Raw genomic sequence first — 25,733 nt, forward strand, 5'->3', positions numbered from 1 at the left:
GCACTCGCATCCCGCGCCGACGGCCGAGCGCCTACCCCGCACCCCGCGAACTCGCGGCCCGTGTCCGCCCCAACCCCAACTTAAGGAAACTATATATCGTTATTTGGCCAACTTACAGCTGTTTTGGAATCTAACGAAACTACAGATTCTTATTGCGCAATTTGGGCTAAGTAATCCGTTAAATCGTTGATATAACGTTACACAGTTTCGTTAGAATCTCAAACTGGTCAATTAGAGGTCATTAGAGCTCTGTAGTTTCATTAGAAGTTTTCTAGATAAAAACGGTGCTTAGAAAATTAATTCGGGTCCATGGTAGGGATAAATGTGATAAAAGACCTATTTTTTTATTTACAATTAGAAAGTACAAGCATACAATTAATAGGAGGAAATGGAGGATCATGGTTTCAGTTCCAAGACAACCTCTGGTAGAAGAAGAAATAAAGGGCGAGGGAGCGAAAACTCAGTTGGTTAAAAAGTTGAAGCGAATTACAGCCATGGTATTAATGATGGTGATGCTGGTGCCGTACATGGCGTATGGACAAGAGTCTGCAGCGAGAAGTACATTCACGGATATTACAGGGCATTGGGCGGAAGAAACCATCATTAAATGGTCGAATATGGGCTTGGTTAATGGCCAATCCGCAGACCGGTTTAACCCAAATGCATCGATAACGAGGGCAGAGCTAGCGGCACTAATTAATAAAGTAGCGGATGTGAGCGGGGAAGCGTCAATTAGCTTCACAGATGTAGCTTCGAGCAAATGGTATTACATAGAAGTAGCTAAGGCTGTATCAGCTGGCTACATGCAAGGATATGCTGATGGCACGTTCAAGCCAGAGGCGCCAATTACCCGTCAAGAGCTGGCGGTGCTCATCACCCGCTTGCTGGGGATCACGGAGCAGGAGCCTGACGCAGCGTACACGGATGTTGCTAATGCTCCAGCATGGAGCAAAGGTGCGATTGGCGCGATGATCAACAGTGGCATCATGAGCGGCAAAAGTGCGGGACAATTCAGTCCGCTAACCTCCACGACACGTGCGGAAGCGGTCGTTATTCTGGATCGCATCGCTAGCCGCGTAGTGACTCCGGAAGTGCCAGCGCTGACGGTCACATATGACGAAGCAGGCACTTATGGTGGAGAAGCACAGGAGACGGTTGAAGGCGCGGTTATCATTAGCGCAGCAGACGTTATTCTCCAGAACACGACGATTGCTGGCGATCTGACCATCACTGCGGATGTGGGTGAAGGTGATGTTACCCTGCGTGGAGTGACAGTCCGCGGCCGGACACTTATTCAAGGCGGCGGCGAGAATAGCATTCATTTCGAGGGCAGCAGCTTAGGCCAAGTCGAGGTGAACAAAGCAGGTGGCAAGGTGCGTGTAACGTTCGACGAGACATCCGAAGCGGAACTCGTTCGTTTGCAGTCACCAACTAAGGTAGAAGCCGCTGAAGGCAGTGAAGTTGGCGAAGTAGAGCTGGGCGAGCAATTGCCTGCTGGCGCTGAGATTGTGCTGGATGGGTCATTTGGACGTGTGGTCGTAGGCTCGCAGCAATCCAACATTACGGCGGATAACGGAACAATCGGCACTTTCCAAGTGAAGAAAGAAGCTAAAGGCAGCAAGGTTCAACTGGGCAAGAACAGCAAAGTGACCCAGCTGACACTAGACTCGGGCACTTCGGTTACAGGTGAAGGCTCGGTAGACAAAGCAACAATCAACGCCGAGGGCTCGACGCTCTCGAAGAAACCAGGCAATGTTGTTGTAGCTGACGGAGTCCAAGCTTCTGTAGGTGGCTCGACGGTTGGTGGTACAACAACGACTCCTCCAGCTGTTGGCGGAGGCGGAGGCTTCGTGCCGAACCCGGGAAATCCGGGTGGTGGGGGGGCTGGGCCGAATCCAAACCCAGGCACTCCTGGAGAAACATTGTATACAGTTACTGGTATGATTCAGGATAATGAGGGCAGCCCTTTGGAAGGTTACGAACTTTCAATTTTTAATGTTGATACTGAGCAGTTTTATCATGCTGAAACTTCCAATGGTCGTTTCGAAGTCTCTCTTCCTACCGGAAACTATAGTATTACAGGTGTATATCTGGTGAAAGATGATGTAGAATTGCTTGACTACAAGTGGATTGACCAGACGTTTGTAATAACAACAAATGGCAATAAAACGTTAAGTTTTACTGCCCATGATGCCAATCTTTTTATTGACATGATTTTTCCTGAAGATCTGGCTGAGCAAGAGTATTATTTATTATATATTAATCATTTGAGTGATCCTGACGTATCGTATTTCATATATACTGAGAAAACCCAAATCGCTAGATATGCAAAGAATGGTGAGTACAGTGTAGATTATTACTCGCCTGCATTGGGAGATATCTTTAATATTGGTACATTCACTGTCAATGGACAGGCTGAAGTTAGTATTCGTTTTCCATCATCCGTTCAGGGGCAGGTTCAGTTGGATGGCGAACCTCTTAGTAGTGGGCGATTTGTGTATAATGACCAACGGGAGGTTGAAAGGACTATCCCTATAGTGAACGGCAAGTTTGAGGCTCGCTTGGGAGATGGCGACTATACGCAAGTTAGAGTTGTGTTCACCAATACCTCTAATACTGAAGTCGTTATGCCTCTGGACGATTTCTCGGTCACTGCTGGTGTTCCTAGTCAAGCGTTGTCCTATAATCTGAACGGCCCTAGATTAATTGGTACGCTGGTAAATGAATTGGGAGAGCCTATCGATGGAGCTTTAATTCTTGCATCCGAGGTGCACCACGAGAGAGTGGATGTGGTTAATGGGAACTTTATTGTATATAATTTGCCCAATGGAGATTACAGAAGCATCCTTTACTCGGATGCTAAAGGAAATAGTTACCCAATAGATGGGGCTATCAATATTTATGGTGACGGGACGATAAATGCATCTCTAACTAAAAAGATAAATAAGCATGGTACAATTGAGATGAATGGATCTATATTGAATGATGCAGTTCTTATTATTCAACGTTACATTCCACCATCTAATTCTCCCGGTGCAGTGTCACCTGCACCAGTTGGAGGGGTAGCACAGGTTTATGTTGAGAACGGATCCTTTTCATTCTATTTGCCTTTTGGTGAATATGTTATTTATGAATACAAAAAAGATGATGAAATGTTTGAACTTAATAGCCCTGTCAAATTTTCGCACAATTCATTCAGTCCTTCGCAGCTAGATATTGAAATCAATGAACCAAACTTCGAGGGTATGCTATATGAGACGGACGGTGTAACCCCAATAAGATTAGGCCAACTTTTAGCCCAGAATGTGAATACGTCTGTAACTTACATTTCAAGAGTGGTAAATGGGAAGTATGTAAGTTATTTGCCAAACGGGTCTTATGAAATCACTTTGAACTTGCTAGATCGTCCATCACTTATTAAGGAAACAATACTAGTGGAGCAGGGGAAACTATTAAACAACCCTTTCGATAATTGGACATTACCTCCAACGATTCAGCTGACTTTATCTCTAACTGGTTACTGGGAATCGGGTGATTTCTTTGTAATTATGTCTCCAGGTAACTTTAGTGCTTCTGAATACTATGTTAGAAATGGAAAATTAGATATCCATATGAAGCCAGGCAGTTATACAATCATTGGTTACCGTGAATTTACATCCTTCCAAAGGCTGCAAACTAACATTACTTTTGAAGTTCCAGATACTACCGCCATTAGAATCCCTAGAGTTCTGGAATAAAATAGAGAAGCGCCCGACGTTACATCCCCGGATGTCTCGCCAGGCGCTTTTTGGTATGATGGAGGGAGCAACTGGGGTGCAGGGCGGGCCTCAGCCTGAACGGAGGGTGCGATATGTACTTGAAGAGTGTCACGCTATTGCGGGAGCAGGGGGCGGATAGCTCGGCTTATCCCTTCTCGATCCCGGCCATCCGAAGTCTCTCCACGCTTAACTTCCAATCCAATGTGACGTTTCTTGTTGGCGAGAATGGCTCGGGCAAGTCCACATTGCTCGAGGGGATAGCCTATCAGTGTGAGTTCAATACGGCGGGTGGCAGCCGCAACAATCTGTACGAGGTGGATGCGGCCCAGTCTGCGTTGGGCGAGGCGCTGCGGTTGTCCTGGTTACCGAAGATTTCGAATGGTTTTTTTCTGCGGGCGGAGACGTTCTACCATTTTGCCAGCCATATTGACCAGCATCCGGAGAGCTGGAGGCATTACGGAGGACGGTCGCTGCATGAACAATCCCATGGCGAGGCGTTTCTCTCTCTGTTCCAACACCGCTTCGGCAAGAAAGCGATCTACCTGCTCGATGAGCCGGAGGCTGCGCTGTCGCCAGCCCGGCAATTGGCATTCATGCGGGTCATTAAGGATCTGGAACGGGACGCGCAGTTCATCATTGCGACGCATTCCCCGATCTTGCTCGGCTATCCGGGGGCGCAGATTTTGGATTTCGATTCGCTGCCGGTTCGGGAGACGGACTATGAGCAGACCCTGCATTATGTGGTTACGCGGCGGTTTCTGGAAAATCGAAAATCGGTCCTGCATGAGCTGTTTAAAGACTGAGGGGGAGCGCGGATGAGTGAGGTTAATACGAACAAGTACTATGCCTTAAACGGAGAAGTGCGTATTCACTTTTATGATAGTGATACGGAATTATCATAAAAAGGCTGTCACCAAGGTCATGACCCTGGCGACAGCCTTTTTGCTTAGCATTGTCCGACCGCCGTATAGCCACCATAGGACTCCGCACGCTTATAACGGCGAGCCAAGCTAGTTATTCGAAGCCCTCGACAACAACCTTACCGATCGTGCTGCCGGACTCCAACAGGCGGTGAGCTTCCCGTAGATTGGTGGCATTGATGGGATGCAGCCGCTCTGTGAGGGTGCTGCGCAACGTACCGGCATCAATGCGTGAACCCATCTCCTCCAGGAGTCGGTGCTGCTCGATCATATCTGGCGTCCCGTAGCGGGAACGGGTGAACATGAGCTCCCAGACAAAGGTGGCGCTTTTGTTCATGAGCGCAGTTAGATTGACCGGCTCCTTCATCTCGACGATGGAGACAATCTTGCCTTGCGGAGCAATCGCCTCGGCCATGCTGTCCCAGTGGGCGGCCGTGGAATTACAGCAGAAGATATAATCTACCTGTGTATAACCCAGTGCCTCCAGCTGAGGTCCAAACTCCTCATGATGGTTAATGGTGTGAGCCGCGCCGTGGTTGAGAGCCCAATCGACAGACGAGCTGCGGGAGGCGGTGCCAATCACCGTCAGTCCAGCCTGCTGCGCCAGTTGGGCAGCGATAGAGCCTACACCACCGGCCGCGCCGATCAGGAGCAAGGTTCGGCCGTTGTTAACCTCGGGATCGGTCGAGACGCCCAGTCGGTCGAACAATCCTTCCCACGCCGTAATCGCGGTGAGTGGCAGTGCCGCTGCTTCCGCAAAATCCAGCGTGCGCGGCTTGGTACCGACGATCCGCTCGTCGACCAGCTGGTATTGACTGTTACTGCCCGGGCGAATAATGCTGCCCGCATAGTACACCTCGTCTCCAGGCTTGAACAAGGTGACACTCTCACCAACAGCAGTAACGACACCAGCAGCATCATAGCCCAGCACGCGGTAGTCGTCCTCTATTTTATCCTTGGGTGAGCGTACCTTGGTATCCACGGGATTGACGGAGACGGCTCTGACCTCGACTAACAGATCGTGACCCTCGGGAGAGGGGACAGGCAGCTCGATATCGACCAGACTCTCGGGATCTTCAATGGGCAGGTAACGCTTCAATCCGACAGCTTTCATCATCGTCATACTTATCCACTCCTTTAATTGGCTTGTTAGGTTATGGAGTAATTATACCAGCCGTGGAGAGCGAGGGCCAAATGCCGGCGCTCACACCCCAGTCAGCGGTCACACGAGAACAGAAAAGAGCATGTAGAAAAATTAAATTTACAACGTTGTTAAAAATAGATATAATTAAGTTCAAGAACAATTAAAATGACTTTACTTATCGTGTGTCTTGTTAAGAAGATAGAATTAACAACCTTGTTATTCCATGAGGAGGAAGTATAATGATAGCGGCTACAAAAGATGCAAAGAACCTAAATATCGCCTACATTGGTGGCGGCTCACGCGGCTGGGCCTGGGGCTTAATGAGCGATCTGGCGACAGAGAGTGAGTTAGGCGGTACGGTGAGGCTGTATGATATCAATAAGCAAGCGGCGGAGAATAATGCGAAGATCGGGGAAAGCCTGAAAGGTCGCGTAGACGTGGTCAGCAGCTGGAATTACGAGGCATCCGATTCACTGCAACAAGCGCTCACTGGTGCGGACTTCATCGTCATTTCCATCCTGCCAGGCACATTCGACGAAATGCACTCCGATGTGCATTTGCCTGAAGAATACGGGATTTATCAGTCAGTAGGGGACACGGCTGGACCGGGCGGTCTGGTGCGCGCGCTTCGCACGATTCCGATCTATGCCGAACTGGCGGAGCAGATTCGCGACTATGCGCCCGATGCATGGGTCATTAATTATACGAATCCAATGACGCTCTGCACGCGCACGCTGTACGAGGTGTTCCCGGGGATCAAGGCGATCGGCTGCTGTCATGAGGTGTTTGGCACGCAGAAGCTACTCACTCACGTCGTGGAAGAACTGCTGGGCGAGCCAGCGCCGGACCGCCGGGAGATCAAGGTAAATGTGCTTGGCATCAATCATTTCACTTGGCTCGATAAGGCTTCGTATAAGCAGCATGACCTTATTCCGTTGTACCGCGAGTTTGTGGATCGCCATTTTCAGGATGGCTTCGAGGCAAAGGGGACGGGCAACTGGCTGAATGACCATTTTGCATCCGCTCAGCGGGTGAAGTTCGATCTGTTTCGCAAATACGGCGTCATCGCCGCTGCTGGGGACCGACATCTGGCGGAGTTCATGCCGCATAGCTGGTACCTGAAGGACAAAGAGACGGTTCATTCATGGAAATTCGGTCTGACAACGGTAGATTGGCGGAAGAGCAACAAGGTGCGGCTGGAGGAACAGGGCAGCAAGCTGGCGAGCGGAGAAGAGGCATTCGAGCTCAAGCCGACCGGTGAGGAAGGCGTGGAGATGATCAAGGCGCTGCTCGGAATGACAGAGCTCGTGACCAATGTGAACATGCCGAATACCGGCCAGATGGACGATCTTCCGCTCGGCGCAGTGGTGGAAACCAATGCGGTGTTTGGCCGTGATGCTGTGCAGCCGATTCACGCCGGCAAGCTGCCGCCTGCTCTGCATGCGCATATCGCGCGCCATGTGTACAATCAGGAAGCGATCCTGCGTGCGGCGCTGGACAAAGACCGCAGCGAAGCGCTTCGCGCTTTCCAGAACGACCCGCTGGTGTCGTTGTCTCCAGATCAAGCAGAAGAGCTGTTTGACCGGATGTTGGCCAACACGAAGGCCTATCTCCCAGGCTGGGAATGATAAGAATCAGCTCAACGAAAAGAAGACTCCAAGTTCCGCTTGTGCGGTGCTTGGAGTCTTTTTCTGTTGTTCCGTCGAAGGCGGCTGCTTAAACCGCACTCTTGCGGATAATGAGCTCCGCATTCAGATAGACGGTCTTGACGAGTGTCCGTCCTTCGACGACCCGCTCCAGCAGCAGCGTCAGGGCCGTCTTGCACAGCTCTTCTACATCAATGTGAAAGGTGGTCAGCGGCGGAGAAACGTATTTGGACACGCTGATGTTATTGATACTGAGCACGCTAACCCGGGCGGGAATGGCGAGGCCTTTCTCGTTGAGCGCCTGCAAGCAGCCGACAGCGATCGGATCCGAAGCAACGAAGAAGGCTGTCGGGAGTTGGTCCCCCAGTTGGTCGATGGCGCGCATCATGAGCGTATAGCCGTCCTCCACGGAGAATTGCGGGCCAGTAAAGAGCGTCTCTTCCCTTAATAGTCCGCGTGGCTCCAGGTAAGCCCGGAACGTCTTCTCCCGCACATCCTGCTTGACCTCGCGGGTGTCAGGATCCAGATCAATGCCACCGACGAAACCAATGCTCGTATGACCCCGGTCCACGAAGAAATCCAGCGCCTTGCGCGTGATCCAGGCCAGGTCGGGCCGCACGGCATCGTAATGATCCGGGTCTGGGACCGTGTCCAGAAAAACCCCATGTGGCGTGAGTTCGCGCAGCCGTGCGAGTTCACCAGAAGAAAAGCGTCCGACGGCCAGAAACCCTTGGGTATCGGAAGGGATCGCTTCAATACCATCTGCAACCGTATAGCAATGGAGCTCGACATGATGCTGTTTGGCCTGGTCTTCCATTTCCAGCCGAATCGCTTGGAAGTACACGTCATGAAGCTCTTCCATCTCGGTTAGCCAGTGCAGGTAGGCAATTTTCTTCACCGGCGGCTGCAGCGTTTTTTTGCGGTATCCCAATTGTCCAGCAATCTCCAGAATCCGGTTCCGTGTCTCGGGAGTGACGGACAGCGTGGCATCCTGATTAAGGACGCGCGAGACGGTGGTCAGCGACACCTGTGCTTGTTCTGCGATTTGTTTGAGTGTTGCCATCTGTAGCCTCCCGTGCCTGTTCCTATCCGCTTATTCTACACCACTACCCCACATGAGGAAAAGAGCGCTCCGCTATCCGAAGCGCCCTTGGTCCTAACGTTCCGTGCGCAAGACAACCGAGCCATAGGGCGGTAGTACAAACGAGGTGTGCTGCTGCTCGCCGGTTGCCATATCGGTCAGCACAGCATCGTTGGCAAACTGCACCGGTTGCTCACGCTCCGTGAAGTTCATTGCGAACACATACTGCGTCTCCTCATCGCTACGGACTTGAATCGATACCCCGGCATCCGCCTCCACAGGAATGGCTGTCGTGATGGACAGCTCCTCGATCAGCTTGCCATAGAACGCATCATGGAAGCGCGCTTCGTGGCGTGCCGCCAGGTAATAGGACCGGCCAGAGCCATAGCTGTAAGCCGTGGCGGCCGCTTGCCCCTGATAGAAATCTGAGGAGAACGAGGCGATAGCCTCTGCGCCTTCCAGATGAATGAGCTCGCAGTAATCACGAGCCGCATAGACGTTCCCGTCGGCATCCACAAGCTCCCGTGTTTCCTCCGGATAGAGGGTGTCGATCTCCTCCGACCAGATGCCCAGCACCTCACGCAGTGGACCCGGGAACCCTCCAAGAAACGCCAGATCATTCTCATCGACCATACCGGAGGCATAGGTGGTAACAAAGCGTCCGCCTTGGCGAACATAATCCTCCACGCGCGTGCCGAAACCTTCGCGCAGCATATACAGCATCGGTGCAATGACGAGCTGGTACCCCTCCAGCGGCTTGTCCGGCGTGATGACGTCGACTGGAATATTCCGTTCCCAGAACACGCGGTAATGCTCCTGGCAGGTGCGGACATACTGCTTGCTGTCCTGGCCGAAGCCTTGTGCGTCTGCCAAGGCCCAGTCCGTTTCCCAGTCATAGAGAATGGCGACTTTGGCATCCACAGAGGTGCCTGTCACCGGCGCAAGCTGCTCCAACAAGCGCCCAACCTCGGCTACCTCGCGGAACACACGTGTGTCGGGATGGCCCGCATGATCAACCACGGCGCCGTGGAATTTCTCCGATGCGCCGCGGCCTTTGCGCCACTGGAAGTACAGGATCGAGTCCGATCCGTGCGCAATCGACTGTACGGAGGAGAGCTTGTGCATGCCTGGGCGCTTAGCCTTGTTGACCTCATGCCAATTCACCAGACTTGGGGTGCATTCCATGATCAGGAACGGGCGGCCGTCCTTCAGCCGACGGTATAGGTCATTGACAAAAGCCACGTCCTTGGCCAGCGATGCGGTCGACTCCCAGTTGTTATGCCACGCCGGGTAGGCATCCCAGCTGATGATATCGACATGCTTGGCGAAGGCCTCGTAATTGAGTCCGGTAAAGGGCCGCATGTCCGGATAGTTGCCCATAAAGTTGGTTGTCACCGGAATATCCGGCGTCAGCTCCCGCAGCGGTACAATCTCGGATTGGTAGAAGTCGATGGTCTGGTCGGTGACAAACCGTCTCCAGTCGAGATTGAGCCCGTGCACCTGATTCTCGCCGTGCGGCGCAGGCGATTCAATCTGGCTCCAGCTGCTGAAGCGATGGCTCCAGAAGCCCGTCCACCAGGCATGATTGAGCTTATCCAGACTATTGTCGTAGCGTACTTGAAGCCACTTGCGAAACGCATCCTGACACAGGTCGCAATGACAATCCCCGCCATACTCGTTGGAGATATGCCACATGATGAGGGCGGGGTGCTTGCCATAACGCTCAGCCAGCAATCGGTTGATCTGCTGGGTCTTCTTCCGGTATACCGGGGAGGTGAAGCAGTGGTTGTGCCGCAGGCCGTGCAGGTTGCGTACCCGGTTGGAGGAGACCCGCAGCACCTCGGGGTACTGTTCGCTCATCCAGGCAGGGCGGGCGCCGCTTGGTGTAGCCAAGATAATATGACCGCCGCGTGCAGCAGCCCGGTCCATCACCTCGTCCAGCCATTCGAATCGGTAGACGCCTTCCTCCGGCTCCAAGGCGCTCCAGCCGAAGATGTTCACGGACATCGTGTTGGTGTGCGCCAGCTTCATCAGCTCGTCATCCTCATCCAGAATGTGTGGATAGCCGAGCCACTGGTCAGGGTTATAGTCACCGCCATGCAGCATGCCAGTCATCGCAGGATGCACCGGCTCCCATCGTTTGGTCATGTTCCATCACCACTCCTCATTTATTGTGTTATTAGTCTCTTATTCCTTGCTCTCACGGTCCGGAGAGAATGCAGCCAGTGAAGGCAGGGCATTGCCCTTGAAATCGAACAGCCCCTGATTGGCCCACGGATTGCCGCCGTCCGCGACGTCGTTGCCATACCTCATGCCCTCCAGACTGGCCCAGCTCGTGCCTTGAACCGGTAGCCAGGCCGGCTCCCAATAGATGATTCCCAGTCCGCGTCCATCCGGGATACTGCGCACCGTATCGATGAGATCGGTAAGGAACTGGTACTGCCCCTCCACGGAAGCGGGATAGCCGCCTTTCTCAGCCAGCTCGCGATTAAAGATATAACTGCTGCCAGGAGGCGACTCCGTTGTAAAGCCATAGGCAGTCTCAACGACCAGTACATCCTTGTCATAGCGTTGGCTGATGTCCTCCAGATTGATGCGCAGATCGTCCATGCTGCCGTGCCAGAACGGGTAAAAGGAGAGGCCGATGATATCAAAATCTACCCCACGGCGGGTGATCTCGTCGAACCAAGCGCGGTAGAGCGGATTATGCGCGCCTTGTTCGAGATGTAATATCGTGCGGATCTTCTGTCCCGAATGGTCTCGCACGGCCTGCAAGCCAGCCTGAAGCAGTCCAGCAAGCCGGTCGTAAGCAGCTGAGTGCTCTGATGATTCCCATGTCTCAAAGCGCTGCTCCTCCGGAAGGTAGGCCGGTGTCTTGCCATCTGGCCAGAGCATCCCATTGGTGATCTCGTTGCCAATCTGTATATGATCAGGGAGCAGCCCATGAGCTGCAAAAGCTTCCAGCACTTCCGTCGTATAGCGGTATACTGCATCCTCCAAGGCGCTGCCGCTCAGATCCGCCCATGCCTTGGGCTTGGATTGCTTCTTCGGGTCCGTCCAGAAGTCACTGTAATGAAGATCTAAGAGCAGCTGCATCCCCTTGGCTTTGATACGGGCGGCCAGCTCCAGGGCATTATCCAGATCGTTGGTTCCGCCCAGGTAGGGTCTGCCCTGTACGTCATAGGGATTCACCCACAGTCTCACCCGGGCGTAATTGACGCCTTGCTCATGCAGGATGTCGAAGAGGTCCCGCTGTTCACCATTCAGATAATAGATGCCGCCCAGCCCTTCAACTTCCTTGGTCATCGATATATCTACGCCGCGAAGGGTATCGGCCAGCGGCAGGCCTTGGTTGCGTGTCATGGTCTCGCTCCCCTGTTCCATAGTTGTGTACGCGTTCTCATCACAAGAGAAGAATAGCACCCTTTCAGTAAAATTTCAAACAAAATATAGTAAAATATTTTACTTGTATTTATATTTCTAAATATCAAAAAAAGACGGCCGGAAATTCCGAACCGTCTGATTAAATATTATAAATTAGTTCATCAGGCATCAAGAAATCTGGGGACAACAGCGATCGGAAGATCGATCCGGGACCGTAGGCTTTCTATTTTAATTGCCAGATGAAGCGTCTCCCAGCTCTAACAGCACGGGACAATGATCACTGCCCAGCACGTGGCAGTCGATATCCGCGCGTATCACCAAGGGAGCCAGGCGCTCCGAGACGAGAAAATAGTCGATGCGCCAGCCGATATTCCGCTCGCGCACCTTGGGCATGTAAGACCACCAGCTGTAGGCATCCGTGCGGTCTGGATGCAGATGACGGAAGCTGTCGACGAAGCCGCTCGCCAGCAGCTCGGTCATCTTGCCGCGTTCTTCGGCTGTAAAGCCGGAATTGCCTTCATTCGACTTGGCGTTCTTCAGATCGATCGCCTGGTGAGCCACATTGAGGTCACCGCACACAATGACCGGCTTCAGCCGATCCAGCGCCGTCAGATAGGTGCGGAACCGGTCCTCCCAGATGAGTCGGTACTCCAACCGGGACAAGTCGCGCTTGGCGTTAGGTGTATAAACGTTGACCAGATAGAAGTCCTCAAACTCCAGCGTGAGCACCCGGCCCTCCGGCTCCTCATCGGTCTCCAGTCCATAGCGGACGGAGAGCGGCTTGAGCCGAGTGAAGACGGCGGTGCCGGAGTAGCCTTTTTTCTCGGCATAATTCCAGTACTGCTCATACCGACCGCCGTGATCGAGCTCGATCTGACCGGCCTGCAGCTTCGTCTCCTGCAAGCAGAAGATATCCGCGTTCATTTCCTCGAAGTAGTCGTTGAAGCCTTTATTGACGCAGGCCCGCAGGCCGTTCACGTTCCATGAGATTAACTTGAGTGTGCTCATTGCGTGTTGTGCTCCCTCCCGGATGTCATAGATAATATGGTTATTCTACCATACGGGCTGCCATAGGGGAGGAAGGGACTTTATAGGTGGGGCGGTGGCTTTAACGCTTACGTGGAGTGTGTCGATTCATAGCTGACTCCAAGTGGGAAAGTGCTAACGGCCACCAGAGCGCTTAATCGTAAAAGTGAATGGGACGTTTAAAAAGCTAACGGTCACAGACGCACTTATTTGCTCTAAAACTAGATTTTTCGGCTGAAAACGCGTGAATAACGGCGTTCCTGTCCGTTAGAATTATTAATGGGACGTTTAAGGCTTAATAGGTGCTGTAGTGGCCGTTACAGCAAAAATGCTTCCTGAGTGATGCGCGATAGCCGATACAGCATTAATCGATACTCTCATGTGGAGCGCTTAGTAGTCTAATTTTGAAGGGAGCGCGATTGTAACGTTTGTCACGAGGCCTTGGAAGCAAAAAAGTTCAAAAAGAGCCATAGAGCCGGGAGCATAGGGGGAGAGGCTTATGAGGCTGGGCATAAAACTATTCTTTATCTACTATTCCCGTAATTTAGTCTTGTTATGATAAAAAACAGGCCAACCGCCCGCTGGGCTGGTTGGCCTGTTCGCATATGTTGGCGATACCTCGGAGTTACAGGAACGGAGTCGTGTGATCCGAGACCTCCTTCACCGCTTTATAAATAAGATAAGGTACCATGCCGAAGCCGAATGCACCGAAGCTTAAGCCTTTTAGAAATGCGCGCCAGTTTGTTTTGGTTTCTTGTTTCATTGTCAATCGTCTCCTCTCAGATGTCCCATTCATGCGGGTCCGCATCGTGACAGCATAGGCAGCATGGCAAGCTGGTCTATGTTGAGAGATGGTGAAGATCCGTGTCTATAGGTGGAATGTGATAATTATATGAATTTTCTGAAAACTTGTCAATGATTATTTTCATCCTGGGTTGGCGAGATCTGACACTTCTTTGCCATAGAAGATGGCCCCATGCTAACGCATAAGACGCGCTCTTCTCTAGGAAGAACGCGTCTTTGCTTCAAGCGGCTATTAGGTTGGATTCACGACTAATTCTTCTTCATCCTTGTCGCTGTTGAAGGCGTCGCGGTCGAACTCGCCCTCGGACTTGGCAACGAGCAGGGAGGTGACCGTCGTACCTGTGGCATTAACTGCCGTACGGCCCATATCGATCAGCGCTTCAACACCAGCGACGATAGCCATACCTTCAAGCGGCAGGCCGAGTGCAGTCAGAACAACAGTCGTACTGATGGTTGCCGGGCCCGGTACGCCAGCTACGCCAATGGAGGAGATAATGCTAACGAGGACCAGGATAACATAGTCCGTAAAGCTCAGGGAGACGTTGAATACTTCAGCGGTGAACACCGCTACGATGGCCGGCCAGATTCCGCCGCAGCCATTGAAGTTGACGGACGCGCCGAGCGGTGCCACGAAGCTGGCAATACGCGGCGATACATGCAGACGCTTGGTGATGACCTCCAGGTTCACCGGCAGCGTCGCGTAGCTGCTGCGGGTGGTGAAGGCGACGACCAGCATCGGATAGATCTTCTTGAAGAATCGGATCGGATTCACTTTGGCTACCAGCAGCACAAGACCACCGAACACGAGTACAAAGTGCAGAATCAGAGCCACGTACGAAGTCACGATGACGCTGCCGAGCTCCTGGAGGGTCTCCCAGCCGTAACGGGAAGCGATGCCTGCAATGAGGGCAAATACCCCGTATGGCGTCAGGCGAATGACGAACTTCACAACCTGATGCAGGATCTGCGTCAGCGAAGCGATGAACTCACGTACAGGCTGCACAGCCTTGACATCCTTGGAGCCAACCTTGATGATGGCGACAGCCAGGAAGATGGCAAAGATGAGCAGTGGCACGACTTTGCCCTGCGCTGCCTCATTGAACGGGTTGGACGGCACCAGATCCAGAATGACCTGCGAGAAGGTCGGAATTTCGCGGGCCTGGAAGCCCTCCGGCACCTGCTGGTCGATTCCGGAGCCCGGGTTGAACAGCAGGGCAATGAACAGACCGATCAGAGCAGCGACACCTGTCGTTCCCAGGAACCAGGCGAAGGTCTTGAAACCGATCTTGCGCAGGTACTCCAGATTCGTCAGGGACGAGATACTGTTAAGAACGAGTACGAAGACGAGTGGAATAACGAGCATCCGAATCAAGCTGACATAAATGCTGCCGAAAGTACTGATGCCCTTCACTTCGACATCGAAATTCTGGATGACAATGCCGACCAGCAAGCCCAAGCCCAGGCCGATCATGACTCGGGAACCGAAGCTCACCCGGCGGCGAGCGAGATAAAATAAGAGTGCAAACACAACAATCGAAATAACGAAGCTTAGCCAATTCGTCTCAATGGCCAATAACAAACTGTTTCCTGCAGGCTGATCCATTTCTTCTTCCCCTTTATCATAGTAATCACATAGGAATGGTAAACTAAATGTATATAGATTCCCATTGGTTGTCAATGATTTCTTTTTCATAGATAGAAAAAGGAAGCTGATCCTCCCAACAACTGCCCTTTGACAGAAGCACAAATAAACCGTACGATTACTGCTGGTTCGACAAATTTCGCAGGTTCTGTCATCCTTTTTTAATTCTGTTACGTTACATATATAAAGACACACTTGTGTCATCGATTGTTCAGTAATTGTATAGGCCGTTACGATATACTAACTTCAATTCCTGTCGAAAAGAGGATCTGTTTCATGAAATTTACACATTGCCAACGACTCAGGCCGCTAGGACTGGTTTTCTTGCTTCTATGGGCCAGTGTAGGACTGACGGCTTGCTCTTGGCTTGGCGGTACAAAAACGGAGGAGCAAATTGCCGTAGTGCCTTCAACTGCAGCGTCCGTTGACCGTTATGCAGGAGAGCCCAGTGAACAGATCAATTATGTCTATACCACGATGCGGGAGCTGACGCTCACCTTTAATGGCCTGGGTGAACGAGCCCAAATGCTGCAGCTGCTGGATGAGCTGGATCGAGTGGATGTCAAGGCGACGTTTTTTGTACCTGGGATGAGAGTGGCGGAGGAGCCGGACCTTGCCAGGGAGATTGTGACCCGCGGGCACGAGATCGAGAATAATACACTGGAGCGCGCTGATCTGACGGAGATGGACTATGAACAGATTTACCACCAACTTCGGCTGACCAATGAAATCATTGAGAGAGAAACCGGGGTCCAGCCCCAGTACGTCCGGACCCGGTCCGGAAGCTATAATGATGATATCAGGCTTGCGAGCGCCCATCTTGGGCTGCAAGCTGTTATTACGTACAGCATTAATTTGCAAGGCTGGCATGGCGAAAAGGCATCGACCATCGGCGACTATGTAAAACGGCATATTACGCGGGGCGGTATTATCGCGCTGAGCACGGAGGATAATCCGGAGCTCATTGACTCCCTCGGGATGATTCTTGGGGCTGTCGATGAAGTGGGCTATTCGTTAGTTCCGCTCAGCCGGCTGATGGAGTATGAGCATAAGGGTAAGCCGCTGGAGGAAATTGAAGGCTATGATGCGGCCAAGATAAACCCGGATTACAAGGATGCAGAATACGAGCTTGTGTATAAGAGCGACCGGACCGACAAGCGCATTGCCCTGACGTTTGACGATTGGGGAACCGACTATACCGTCACCCGGACACTCGATATTTTGAAGGAACACGGTGTGAAATCCACCTTCTTCTTGCGTGCGAATGGCGTAGAAGCGAATCCGAATCTGGCGCGTGCCATCGTTGAGGACGGACATGAAGTGGCCAACCACACGTATAGTCATCCAGTCATTGTCGATCTTACACCTGAAGAGCTGCAAGAGGAGATTGTAAAATCACATCAGGTTATGACGGAGGCGATCCAGCAGCAGCCAGTGATGATGTTCCGGCCACCGACAGGTGCCTTTGATGATGAATCTGCCAGAATTGTCGCTGCTACAGGCTACCATACCATCGCCATGTACGACGTGACGACACTGGATTGGGATATTCAGAACGATGCGGAGCATATCGTCAAGGTTATTCTGGATCGTACGGAGAGCGGCAGTGTGATTCTGCTGCATATCCTGGATGGGCTGCATACCCTGGAGGCCCTATCGATTGCGATTGAAAAGCTTCGCAGCAGGGGATTTACGTTTGTATTAATGTCAGAGCTGTTGGGAGTTGACCAGAGAGATGAATGAAGCCTATCAGAGACTGCTGGAAGGGCAGGACAAGCTCGCCGTCATCGGGCTTGGTTATGTCGGTTTGCCGCTCGCGGTGGCATTTGGCCGCAAACTGCAGGTCATCGGCTACGATGTGGATGAACGCAAAATCGCAGCCTGCCTGCAGGGGCGAACGTCCATTGACGATGTCAGTGAATCTGAGCTCTCGGACTCCAACGTTATCTTTACCTCCGACGAGGCCGTCCTTGCGGATGCAAGCTTCTTCGTCATTGCTGTGCCCACGCCGCTCCAGCCGGACAAGGTTCCGGATCTGAGCTACGTGCGACATGCCAGCACGCTCGTTGGCCGCCACATGCGGCCAGGTGCCACCGTTGTATTCGAATCAACCGTTTATCCCGGCGTGACCGAAGAAATCGCCATGCCGATCCTGGAGGCCGAGTCAGGATTGCGCTGCGGAACGGACTTCCGAATCGGCTATTCGCCAGAGCGGATCAATCCCGGCGATATGGTACATCGTCTGGAGAATATTGTTAAGATTGTATCAGGTATGGACGAGGATACACTGGGACTGGTCGCGGCCGTCTACGAGTTAATTGTGGAGGCAGGCGTCTACAGAGCTGAAAGTATCAAGGTAGCCGAAGCTGCCAAAGTAATCGAGAATGCGCAGCGCGACATCAATATTGCCTTTATGAATGAATTATCCATGTTGTTTCATCAGTTGGACATTGATACACAGGCTGTTCTCCGGGCAGCAGGAACCAAATGGAACTTCATGCGATTTACACCCGGATTGGTTGGCGGACATTGCATTGGGATCGACCCGTACTATCTCACCTACAAGGCAGAAGGTCATGGGTACCGGTCACGAATCATTCTGGCTGGCCGACATATCAATGATGGGATGGGGACGTACATTGCCCAGCAGCTGATCAAACAGCTAGTGAAGCGCAAGGAAGACCTCTCCGCTGTACGTATTGGCATCTTCGGCATTACCTACAAGGAGGATTGCTCAGACATCCGCAACTCTCGGGTTCCGGATATTGTGCGCGAGCTAGCCGAATATGGGGTTACGACATTGGTAAGCGATCCGCTCGCTGATCCCCGCGAAGTGAGCAAGGAATATGGCATAACGTTAACTGCGCCAGAGGAGATGACAGGCCTGGGAGCTGTCGTCGTAGCCGTGCCTCATGCGCAGTATGCCGACATGGGACCGGCGGATTACGACCAGCTCTGCGAGGGCAGCCGGCTGCGAATAATGGTGGACATCAAGAGTTTGTATAACCGGACAATATTCGAGGAGCATGGGTATTCGTATTGGAGTCTGTAAGTGAGTTTTCCTTCGGAAAACTTAAGCTTATGCTTTCGAAGAGAGTTTTCCTTCGGAAAACTTAAAGTCTATGCTTCCGAAGTGAGTTTTCCTTCGGAAAACTTGTAGGAGGGTGAACATGAAGCGCAAGGACAAGCAACCCATCGAGGAGAAGCTGGCGGTCGTCCGCGGCGACCGGCGGGCGCTCTCGCGGGTGCCTGACCCGGAGCGGATTAGAGGCGGCAGTGAACGACGCGGTGGTCCCGATAGCAGCGATGACCCGGCGCTGTTCAGCATGCGGTTCGTCGCCGATTTCAACGTTCAAGTCGTGAACAAACGCCGCGGCCGCAAGAAGGCGCTGACAGGCAAGGCGGCGGACATTTCCACAACGGGCATGCTGGTAGAGCTGGGAGGCAGTGAGGAGTTGCAGGATCAATACCAGGTCGGCACCAAATGCCATTTGCGCTTCGAGATCCCGCCCGGTACGATGCCAGAGGGATTCGAATCCAGTGTCAAGGTGGACGCGGAGGTCGTCCGGCTCTTCCTGCACGAGGAAAACGGCACCTCCAGATGGATGGCAGGACTGATTTTCACCGAGCCTCTGACGAGCTACTTCAAGCGGCGGCGTTGGGGCTACTCCATTTACATGGCCAGCGGCATGCTATTCCTCGCGGTGTTGTTCATCATGCTGATGCGGACAGAGAGTATTCTCTATTTCAAATACAATTGGCTGCTCTATCTCTACAGCATCATTGCTGCAGTCTTCCTGCTCAGTCGTTACCTGTTCGGAGCTTTATACCGGGATGTTCCGATCGATCCCCATTATACACCGGGGGTATCCATCATTATCCCTTGTTTTAACGAGGAGAAGTGGATTCGGCGGACCATTCTCAGTTGCATCAACCAAGACTACCCGCTGGACAAGCTGGAGGTCATCGTCGTTGACGACCGCTCTACGGATAAATCTGTTGAAGAGATTGAAAAAGTAATCGCCATGATCCACAGGGAGGCCGAACGGTTCAAGGTAAAGGATAGGCTCTCTGTGCATGTGCTACCGGAGAATGGCGGCAAGCGGGTCGCTTTGGTCAAAGGTGTGGAGCTGGCCAAGCATCCGCTGGTTGTGTTCGTCGACTCGGATAGCTTTCTGGAGTTTTCCGCCATCCGCCATCTCGTCCAGCCCTTCAAAGACCCGCGCATGGGCGGTGTTGCCGGCCGAACAGATGTAGAGAACAAGTTCACTAATTCCGTCTCCAAGCTGCAGACGGTTCGGTATTACATTGCTTTTCGAATCATGAAGGCGGCGGAATCGTACTTTGACAGTGTGACCTGTCTCTCAGGACCACTTTCCTGCTATCGCAAGGAATTGGTGCTGCAGCACAAGGACGCCTGGCTAACCCAGACGTTTCTGGGACATCCGGCAACGTTCGGCGATGACCGGAGTATGACCAATTTCATTCTGCGCACGCATCGTACGGGCTATCAGGACAAGGCGATTTGTTCAACGATTGTCCCTTCCGACATGGGCGTGTTCCTGAAGCAGCAGATGCGCTGGAAGCGCTCCTGGCTGAGGGAGTCCTTGCGGGCCGGGGGATTCATCTGGCGCAAGGAGCCTTTCATGGCCTTGTTCTTCTACATCGGTATCATCGTTCCCATTGCGGCCCCGGTGATCGTCCTGCATAACCTGGTGTATGTACCCGTAGTGCATGGCATTTTTCCTGGCACTTTCCTGATGGGCCTGCTGTTGATGGCGCTTCTGATGAGCTTCGCCCATTTGCTGTTCCGGAGGAGCCGATTATGGGTGTTTGGTCTCGTCTTCTGCGTGTTCTATGAGCTGGTGTTGCTGTGGCAGATGCCGGTTGCGTGGGTGACGTTCTGGAAATCAACGTGGGGTACACGGGAGACACCGCAGGATGTGGAGGCCAAGGAACGCAAGAAGCGCAAGCGTGACCGTAAACGGGGCAACTCTGAGATCCCCCTGTAAGCTCTGATTCGTGGGATGGCACGCCCTAAAATGCGTCATTTTGTAACATTAAGTGGCAGCTGCATGGCTGAACTATGCAAGGGAGGAGTACGGTAAGGTGGATCAGACATTTGACTATCGCAAAAAAAATGCCCGTAAACGGGTACGCACTGTCCTGCAGGTGCTGATCCTGCTCATCCTGGGTTACCTGGTTATCCATGCGGTATTCGATATCAAGACCTATCGGGAGCCCGATAAGGCGCAATGGACTAGTGACAGAGGCTTTATTGCCCTGTCGTATTTCGGTGTCAGTCGCTCCGGATCGTCGACCCTGATTGCAAAGCCGCGGCTGGAGCAGCATCTGCAGGCGCTGTATGACCACGGCTATACGACAATTGCCCAAAAGGACATTTTGGATTATTACAACAACGGCAAGCCTCTGCCGGAACGGGGATTGTTCCTCTCATTCGGGGACGGCCGCAACGATTCCAGTCTGTTCGCCCAACCGATGATGGAGTCTTTTAACTTCAAATCCACGATGTTTTCCTATGCCAATAAGATGGACGGCAAGGACTCCAAATTCCTCAAGCCCAAAGAGCTGCTTAAGATGACACGCAAGGGCTATTGGGAGCTCGGCAGTAATGGCTATCGCCTGACGTATATCAACATTTACGATGAGGATGGTCGTTTCGTAGGCATGCGCGACGAAGGGGACTTCGCAGAGATTGATTGGGCACGTGATTACACCCACTATCTGATGGACTTCCTGCGGGATGCGGACGGTATTCCAATCGAGGACCGGACGGAAATGGATGAGCGGCTGACCCATGACTACGAGGCGATGGAAAGCATCTATACGAATACGCTTGGCGATGTGCCACGAACGTATATGATTATGCATGCCAACACACTGTACAACGGTATGAATAGCCTGGTGGAGGAAGTGAATACGCGCCATATCCCTCGTCTCTTTGATATGCACTTTAACCGGGAAGGGGATGCCCTTAACGGACCGGATGGTCAGCTGCAGGATCTCACGCGGCTGCAGCCGGCTCCCTACTGGTACACCAATCATTTGTTGATGAAGCTTGGTTTGGATACAGGGGATGAGATGCATTTTATTATTGGCGACACAGATCGTGCCGCGGAATGGGAGCTGCTAGGCGGCGCAGCTGAATACATCGGCAGCCGGATTGCGCTCACGTCGACGCCGGGCGGAACAGGACGTATCCACCTGAAGGATAAGGATACAACGGGAGATCTGCTGCTGAAAACACGCCTCTCCGGCAATGTGGTCGGCCACCAATCCGTCTACCTCCGCTACGACCGGACGCGCGCAGCCTATGTCCAATTGACACTAGCGGACAATGTGCTTCTCGTCACCGCCAAGAAGCCGGGCGAAGAAGCTCAGACGCTCTGGACGCATGAGTTTCCAGGACTGGAGAAGAATCGGGCCTACCCGCCTGGCATGCAGCAGCAACGTCAGCTTGAAGCCTCCATTCAGGATGGAAAGCTAGCCGTAAGCATGGACGGAAGCGTACTAATAGAAGGACTGGAACTGGGCGAGGCAGCGGATCGTGGCAGCGTGATGCTGGAGGCAGAGGCGAGCCCGCTTAACAAGAAGGACACGATCTATGACGCGGTCTTCGACAACCTGCAGCTCCTGTCGCTACAGGCGGATGGCACGCCAGGAGCACATGTATATGATAACCGCAGAAGCGGGCTGGAGCAGGCTTTGCATGTGATTCGGAGCACGGTCAACCGGACAGTGGACTGGGCCATTGAGACATTCTGATCGTGAATGCTTCCGAAGCGAGTTTTCCTTCGGAAAACTTAAGCCTATGCTTCCGAAGTGAGTTTTCCTTCGGAAAACTTTTAGGAGGGTGCAGATGAAACGACGTCGGTACCGCCAATGGCTGGCGGCAGTGGCAGTGCTTGGTCTGTTGGTCGGTGGCTGGCTATTGACCCGTGACATGGATGAGGCTGACGGGCCTGTCTACGAGTCCTCGCCGCAGCCCCTCGAGCTGACTGCCTGGTTGCCGGAGTGGCAATGGGAAACGGCGCTGGCCGATGCGGATCAACTGGGAGGGCGCCTAGCCCAGCTGTATGCGTTCGGCATTTATTTTGATAGCGAGGATCAGCTGCTCATTAGCGATTCGTTTACTATGGCATGGGAGGCGCTGGCCACAACCTACGAGAGTCGTCGGGACGACCTGAAACTGACCTTTGTCAATGATCGGATTCTTGCGGATGGCACATCCGTGCAGAAGGAATCGGCGCTTGTGGACCGTCTGGTCGCTACATCCGAGAGCCGCCAGCGTCATATTGCCGAAATCGTGGAGCTGGTTGACAGACTGGATGCTGGCGGCGCGGAGATCGATTACGAACGAATCGCACCTGAAACGTGGGAGCCGCTGCTGTTGTTTATTGGTGACTTGCATACTGCGCTGCAGGAGAAAGGCAAGTCACTCCGTGTCGTGCTGGAGCCTCGTGCGCCGCTCGATGACCATCGTCTGCCGGAGGGTCCGCAATATGTGATGATGGCCTATAACCTGCATGGATCTCACAACGGTCCCGGTCCCAAAGCGGACGAGGCCATGATTCGGCGACTGGCTTCAGTCATCAAGGGGGTGGCAGGCGAGCCGGTACTGGCCCTTGCGACTGGAGGATTCCAATGGAAACCGGACGGAGCCGTGACGGCGCTGAACGAGCAGGAGGCGCATGCTTTGGCTGAGGCGCATGGCCAGGAACCGCAACGGGATGTCGCCAGTGCTGCGCTGTCGTTTACTTACACAAGTGCAGATGGCACCTATACGGTCTGGTACGCCGATGGGGAGACCTTCCTCCGGTGGATCGAATGGACGCGCGCGGAAGGCATCGACCGAATTGCCTTGTGGCGAATGGGCGGCTTGCGGCCGGACACGCTCCATCAGTTGCAGCATCATTAGAACGGACAAGAAGTCCTGTTTTCATGATCCACTGATTAAGCGTTTCCGGGGCCGGGTAATGGTAGGTTCAAAGGAGGTAGATTATACGATGAAATTTCAAGAAAATTTGTCGCGTTTGAAAGAACGAACCTACTCCCCCGAGCAAAATCTTTTGACTGTCTACTTAAATACGGAGCCCGAACGGAAGCAGCAAACGTCGTGGAAGCTTCATCTGAAAAATGGCATGAGCCGGTTGACCGAATACGCCCGTGCCGAAGGTGCCTCAGATCAGGAAAAGCAGCTCTCCAAGCTGCACAAGCTGTTGGAATCCACCATCGAAAATCATCGTGGCGACCTCAAGCGGGGCATCGTCCTGGTGGTGTGCCCGGAGGAAGGCGTCCTGTTCCTGGAGAAGCTCCAGGTTCCCTCACCCAACGCCTTCTATTGGCAAAGCGAGCCCGAGCTCGAGGAGCTGGAAACGATGTTCCGCCAATATCCAGCTGCTGGCATTGTGCTGGTGGGCAGCGACAGCGTTACGGTTGTCGATACGATGCTGGGTGAGGTGGAGCGGGAGTGGAACTACGCCTGGGACAGCGAGAGCGAGGATTGGAAGCAATATCAAGGGATTGCTGCTTCCAGCCGCACCGCTTCCAGCGCCACGCACAAGGAACAATTCGGCAAGCGTGTCGATGCGAACCGGCAGCGCTGGCTGAAGCGACTCAGTCCCATTCTCGAGCGCCACAAGAAGCGCAACAGCTGGCAGGAAATTGTGCTGGCTGGCGAATCCGGCCTGACCAATGACCTGGCCAAGGAGCTCAATGGCAACAAGCCGCGCATTCTCTCCAAGAACCTGAATGGCATGACGCCCAATCAGGTACTGCAGGAGGTCTACGCGTAAGCTGCAGAAGTCATATGGCATCTCCTCTGTCCCGCAAGGGATCGGGGGAGATGTTTTTGCATGCCATTGCAGCAAGAAGAGGCTTTCCATTCCGGGCCGGGTTGATTATACTGGGCTTGTACGCATACATACTTTTAGATAAGGCGGTGTCTTCAACAATGGCCAACAATAGCATACTGAGCGGAGGCGGCTTTCATCATCTCGCCATTCGTGTAGCCGATTTTGAAGCGTCTATCCGATTCTACGAGGCGCTGGGCTTCAAGGAGAAAATTCGGTGGGGCGAAGGGGACAAGCGCGGCATTCTGCTTGATTCCGGCGACGGCAACTATATGGAGATTTTCGCAGGCGGCAGCAGTGATCCCAAGCCGGAAGGCTCGTTCCTGCATGTAGCTTTCCGCACCAACGATATCGATGCAGCAATCGAAGTCGCTCGCGCGGCAGGCGCTGAGGTCACAGAGGAGCCGAAGGATCTCATTATCTGCCCCGACCCGCGAACGCCAGTACGGATCGCCTTCTTCAAGGGTCCGGACGGCGAGCTCATCGAACTGTTCCAGAGCACAGGCGAGAACCCGCTGTAACTGGCAAAAGGGCTGTTCAGACGATCAGTGCAAACTGATCGCTGAATGGCCCTTTTTTGCGTTGCAGCGTCGTGAGGAGGGGGTGTTAGGGGCGAGTCCGCTTGGTGCTCCAAGTAAAGATTCTTTCGTTGCAGTTCGGTGGGAGAGGTCTGTGTGCGGCTCTAAGTAAAGATTCTTTCGTTACAGCTCGGTGGGAGGGCCTGCGTGCGGCTCTAAGTAAAGTTTCTTTCGTTGCAGCGTCGTGGGAGGGTCTGCATGCTGCTCTAAGTAAAGATTCTTTCGTTGCAGCGACGTGGGAGGGTCTGTGTGCTGCTCCAAGTAAAGATTCTTTCGTTGCAGCGTCGTGGGATGGGTCTGTGTGCGGCTCTAAGTAAAGATTGGTTCGTTGCAGCGTCGTGGGAGGGTCTGTGTGCGGCTCTAAGTAAAGATTGTTTCGTTGCAGCTCGGTGGGAGGGGTCCGTGTGCGGCTCTAAGTAAAGTTTCTTTCGTTGCAGCGTCGTGGGAGGGGTCCGTGTGCGGCTCTAAGTAAAGTTTCTTTCGTTGCAGCGTCGTGGGAGGGTCTGCATGCTGCTCTAAGTAAAGATTCTTTCGTTGCAGCTCGGTGGGAGCGTCTGTTTGCGGCTCTAAGTAAACTTTCTATACTTACAGGTACCGTCGAAGCGGTTAAAGGTGATTCTAAGTAAAGTTTCTATACTTACAACCCCGTCGCAGCCGTATTTAGTCACCTCTAAGTAAAATTTTTTGCGCTACAGCTCGGAGGCACGGCGATTAGGACGCATACTGGGAGGCTAACGGGGAACAGCGGCTGCGAGGACGTGTCCTTGAGGCGGGGAGTGTGGACATAGAGTGAACATAGAACGGACATAGAGTGTGGAAAGTCGCCACCGGCCATCATCCAATCCACCAGTCGCCACCTGTCTTCCTCACCAGCTAC

General features: G+C 53.0%; 17 protein-coding genes. 10 read left to right on the forward strand and 7 right to left on the reverse strand.

Features of this window, described 5'->3' with window-relative positions; genetic code table 11:
* Positions 1–398: 398 nt before the first annotated feature.
* Both F556_RS36405 and F556_RS0118200 read left to right on the forward strand, forming a co-directional pair.
* On the forward strand, positions 399–3,737 hold the full coding sequence (locus tag F556_RS36405; protein ID WP_020618418.1) for an S-layer homology domain-containing protein: 3,339 nt from the start codon (positions 399–401) through the stop codon (positions 3,735–3,737).
* 113 nt (positions 3,738–3,850) lie between these two features.
* Positions 3,851–4,561, forward strand: coding sequence for an AAA family ATPase (locus F556_RS0118200; protein ID WP_020618419.1), 711 nt, complete (start codon positions 3,851–3,853; stop codon positions 4,559–4,561).
* A 211-nt stretch (positions 4,562–4,772) separates the two neighbouring features.
* Here F556_RS0118200 and F556_RS0118205 read toward each other — a convergent pair whose 3' ends face one another.
* The gene (locus F556_RS0118205) at positions 4,773–5,801 is read right to left on the reverse strand and encodes a zinc-binding alcohol dehydrogenase family protein (RefSeq protein ID WP_020618420.1); all 1,029 of its coding nucleotides are present in this window, start codon (positions 5,799–5,801) and stop codon (positions 4,773–4,775) included.
* Between the two features lie 260 nt (positions 5,802–6,061).
* On the opposite strand from F556_RS0118205, the gene F556_RS0118210 reads away from it, so the two are divergent.
* Positions 6,062–7,450 (forward strand): family 4 glycosyl hydrolase, encoded by a 1,389-nt coding sequence (locus tag F556_RS0118210; protein WP_020618421.1) that lies wholly within the window; start codon positions 6,062–6,064, stop codon positions 7,448–7,450.
* 88 nt (positions 7,451–7,538) lie between these two features.
* On the opposite strand, the gene F556_RS0118215 is transcribed toward F556_RS0118210, so the two are convergent.
* The 6 genes from F556_RS0118215 to F556_RS0118240 form a co-directional block, all read right to left on the reverse strand.
* A complete protein-coding gene (locus F556_RS0118215) occupies positions 7,539–8,531 on the reverse strand; it encodes a LacI family DNA-binding transcriptional regulator (RefSeq protein WP_020618422.1) in 993 nt (330 codons plus the stop codon).
* Between the two features lie 93 nt (positions 8,532–8,624).
* Positions 8,625–10,697, reverse strand: a complete 2,073-nt coding sequence (locus F556_RS0118220) for a beta-galactosidase (RefSeq protein ID WP_020618423.1) — start codon at positions 10,695–10,697, stop codon at positions 8,625–8,627.
* Positions 10,698–10,736: 39 nt separating this feature from the next.
* Positions 10,737–11,912 carry a glycoside hydrolase family 53 protein gene (locus F556_RS0118225; RefSeq protein ID WP_020618424.1) on the reverse strand — a complete coding sequence of 392 codons (1,176 nt, stop codon included), beginning with the start codon at positions 11,910–11,912 and terminating at the stop codon, positions 10,737–10,739.
* A 249-nt stretch (positions 11,913–12,161) separates the two neighbouring features.
* Complete coding sequence (locus tag F556_RS0118230) at positions 12,162–12,941, reverse strand: exodeoxyribonuclease III (RefSeq protein WP_020618425.1); 780 nt, start codon at positions 12,939–12,941, stop codon at positions 12,162–12,164.
* Between the two features lie 643 nt (positions 12,942–13,584).
* The gene (locus F556_RS37845; RefSeq protein ID WP_020618426.1) at positions 13,585–13,722 is read right to left on the reverse strand and encodes a hypothetical protein; all 138 of its coding nucleotides are present in this window, start codon (positions 13,720–13,722) and stop codon (positions 13,585–13,587) included.
* Positions 13,723–13,995: 273 nt separating this feature from the next.
* On the reverse strand, positions 13,996–15,366 hold the full coding sequence (locus F556_RS0118240) for a dicarboxylate/amino acid:cation symporter (RefSeq protein ID WP_020618427.1): 1,371 nt from the start codon (positions 15,364–15,366) through the stop codon (positions 13,996–13,998).
* A gap of 315 nt (positions 15,367–15,681) precedes the next feature.
* Between F556_RS0118240 and F556_RS0118245 the strand changes: the two genes are divergently transcribed.
* The 7 genes from F556_RS0118245 to F556_RS0118275 all read left to right on the forward strand — a co-directional run bounded on the left by F556_RS0118245 (position 15,682) and on the right by F556_RS0118275 (position 24,799).
* On the forward strand, positions 15,682–17,148 hold the full coding sequence (locus tag F556_RS0118245) for a polysaccharide deacetylase family protein (protein WP_020618428.1): 1,467 nt from the start codon (positions 15,682–15,684) through the stop codon (positions 17,146–17,148).
* Entirely contained in the window at positions 17,141–18,457 is a 1,317-nt protein-coding gene (locus tag F556_RS0118250) for a nucleotide sugar dehydrogenase (RefSeq protein WP_020618429.1), read from the forward strand. The genes F556_RS0118245 and F556_RS0118250 overlap by 8 nt, the downstream gene beginning before the upstream one ends.
* Before the next feature lie 118 nt (positions 18,458–18,575).
* Entirely contained in the window at positions 18,576–20,417 is a 1,842-nt protein-coding gene (locus tag F556_RS0118255; protein WP_020618430.1) for a glycosyltransferase family 2 protein, read from the forward strand.
* A gap of 52 nt (positions 20,418–20,469) precedes the next feature.
* Positions 20,470–22,191, forward strand: coding sequence for a polysaccharide deacetylase family protein (locus F556_RS0118260; protein ID WP_245583087.1), 1,722 nt, complete (start codon positions 20,470–20,472; stop codon positions 22,189–22,191).
* Between the two features lie 94 nt (positions 22,192–22,285).
* Positions 22,286–23,344 (forward strand): glycoside hydrolase family 18 protein, encoded by a 1,059-nt coding sequence (locus tag F556_RS0118265; protein ID WP_020618432.1) that lies wholly within the window; start codon positions 22,286–22,288, stop codon positions 23,342–23,344.
* A gap of 88 nt (positions 23,345–23,432) precedes the next feature.
* Positions 23,433–24,221 carry a VLRF1 family aeRF1-type release factor gene (locus F556_RS0118270; RefSeq protein WP_020618433.1) on the forward strand — a complete coding sequence of 263 codons (789 nt, stop codon included), beginning with the start codon at positions 23,433–23,435 and terminating at the stop codon, positions 24,219–24,221.
* Between the two features lie 158 nt (positions 24,222–24,379).
* Positions 24,380–24,799: a VOC family protein gene (locus tag F556_RS0118275; RefSeq protein WP_026297366.1), complete on the forward strand. Its 420-nt coding sequence runs from the start codon at positions 24,380–24,382 to the stop codon at positions 24,797–24,799.
* The last annotated feature ends 934 nt before the right edge of the window (positions 24,800–25,733 follow it).

This window comes from Paenibacillus daejeonensis DSM 15491 (assembly GCF_000378385.1).
Taxonomy (GTDB): Bacteria; Bacillota; Bacilli; order Paenibacillales; family Paenibacillaceae; genus Paenibacillus_D; species Paenibacillus_D daejeonensis.

Bases quoted from the DNA above. Each gene is read 5' to 3' on its own strand.
- F556_RS36405 (WP_020618418.1), top strand. From the start codon at position 399: ATGGTTTCAGTTCCAAGACAACCTCTGGTAGAAGAAGAAATAAAGGGC.
- F556_RS0118200 (WP_020618419.1), top strand. From the start codon at position 3,851: ATGTACTTGAAGAGTGTCACGCTATTGCGGGAGCAGGGGGCGGATAGC.
- F556_RS0118205 (WP_020618420.1), bottom strand. From the start codon at position 5,801: ATGACGATGATGAAAGCTGTCGGATTGAAGCGTTACCTGCCCATTGAA.
- F556_RS0118210 (WP_020618421.1), top strand. From the start codon at position 6,062: ATGATAGCGGCTACAAAAGATGCAAAGAACCTAAATATCGCCTACATT.
- F556_RS0118215 (WP_020618422.1), bottom strand. From the start codon at position 8,531: ATGGCAACACTCAAACAAATCGCAGAACAAGCACAGGTGTCGCTGACC.
- F556_RS0118220 (WP_020618423.1), bottom strand. From the start codon at position 10,697: ATGACCAAACGATGGGAGCCGGTGCATCCTGCGATGACTGGCATGCTG.
- F556_RS0118225 (WP_020618424.1), bottom strand. From the start codon at position 11,912: ATGACACGCAACCAAGGCCTGCCGCTGGCCGATACCCTTCGCGGCGTA.
- F556_RS0118230 (WP_020618425.1), bottom strand. From the start codon at position 12,941: ATGAGCACACTCAAGTTAATCTCATGGAACGTGAACGGCCTGCGGGCC.
- F556_RS37845 (WP_020618426.1), bottom strand. From the start codon at position 13,722: ATGAAACAAGAAACCAAAACAAACTGGCGCGCATTTCTAAAAGGCTTA.
- F556_RS0118240 (WP_020618427.1), bottom strand. From the start codon at position 15,366: ATGGATCAGCCTGCAGGAAACAGTTTGTTATTGGCCATTGAGACGAAT.
- F556_RS0118245 (WP_020618428.1), top strand. From the start codon at position 15,682: ATGAAATTTACACATTGCCAACGACTCAGGCCGCTAGGACTGGTTTTC.
- F556_RS0118250 (WP_020618429.1), top strand. From the start codon at position 17,141: ATGAATGAAGCCTATCAGAGACTGCTGGAAGGGCAGGACAAGCTCGCC.
- F556_RS0118255 (WP_020618430.1), top strand. From the start codon at position 18,576: ATGAAGCGCAAGGACAAGCAACCCATCGAGGAGAAGCTGGCGGTCGTC.
- F556_RS0118265 (WP_020618432.1), top strand. From the start codon at position 22,286: ATGAAACGACGTCGGTACCGCCAATGGCTGGCGGCAGTGGCAGTGCTT.
- F556_RS0118270 (WP_020618433.1), top strand. From the start codon at position 23,433: ATGAAATTTCAAGAAAATTTGTCGCGTTTGAAAGAACGAACCTACTCC.
- F556_RS0118275 (WP_026297366.1), top strand. From the start codon at position 24,380: ATGGCCAACAATAGCATACTGAGCGGAGGCGGCTTTCATCATCTCGCC.